The 669-nt window shown below is 76.5% G+C and carries 2 pseudogenes; one reads left to right on the forward strand and one right to left on the reverse strand.

Annotated elements, in window-relative coordinates:
- Positions 1–237 precede the first annotated feature (237 nt).
- A pseudogene (locus PUR56_RS43200) lies at positions 238–432 on the forward strand (KR domain-containing protein); the annotation flags it as partial.
- On the opposite strand, the pseudogene PUR56_RS43205 reads toward PUR56_RS43200, so the two are convergent.
- Positions 429–659 (reverse strand): annotated as a pseudogene (locus tag PUR56_RS43205) (KR domain-containing protein); the annotation flags it as partial. The pseudogenes PUR56_RS43200 and PUR56_RS43205 sit on opposite strands and share 4 nt — an antisense overlap.
- Positions 660–669 lie beyond the last annotated feature (10 nt).

Consider the following 669-nt stretch of genomic DNA (forward strand, 5'->3'; position numbering starts at 1 on the left):
CACCAGCGGTACTGGCTGCAAGCAGCAGCGCCCGACGGGTCGTGCTCGTCTGCCGAGGGGGGACAGAGCGGCAGAGCGTCGTGGTGCGAAAGAGTGTATATCGCGGTGTAGATCTCTGTGGTCGCCGTCTCATTAACAACGGGGGGGGGGGAGTGACGTTCCGGAGCCCTTGGCCGTCGGGGGGGGCGGCCGTGGGGGGGCCGTGCTGGCGGGGGGGGTGGGTGTCGTGACCGAGGACTGGTTGGGGGGCGGGGGGGTGCTGGTCCGCGGCGGGCCCGGGGGGCGGTGGGGCCCGGCGCCCGACGGGTCGTGCTCGTCGGCCGACGGGGGACCGGGGCGGAGGGTGGCCGCGAGCTGACGGCGGAGGTCGAGACCGTCGAGGCCCGTGCCTGCGACCGCACCGACCGCGACGAGGTCGCGGCGCGGGCGGTGAGGGCGCAGGCACGGGCCTCGTCGTTCTCGAACTCCGCCGTCCGCTCGCGGACACCCGCCGCCCCGGTCCCCCGTCGGCCGACGAGCACGACCCGGCGGGCGCCGTGCTCCACCGCCCACCGGGCGACCAGGCGGCCGAGACCACCGGTGCCTCCCCTGCCCAGCACCCTACCACGCGACAACCACCCGCCACCCGACCGCCGAGCCGCACGCCTCAGGCGGCGCACCAGCAGCCCG

Origin of the sequence: Streptomyces sp. BE303 (assembly GCF_036290945.1) — a bacterium.
GTDB lineage: Bacteria > Actinomycetota > Actinomycetes > Streptomycetales > Streptomycetaceae > Kitasatospora.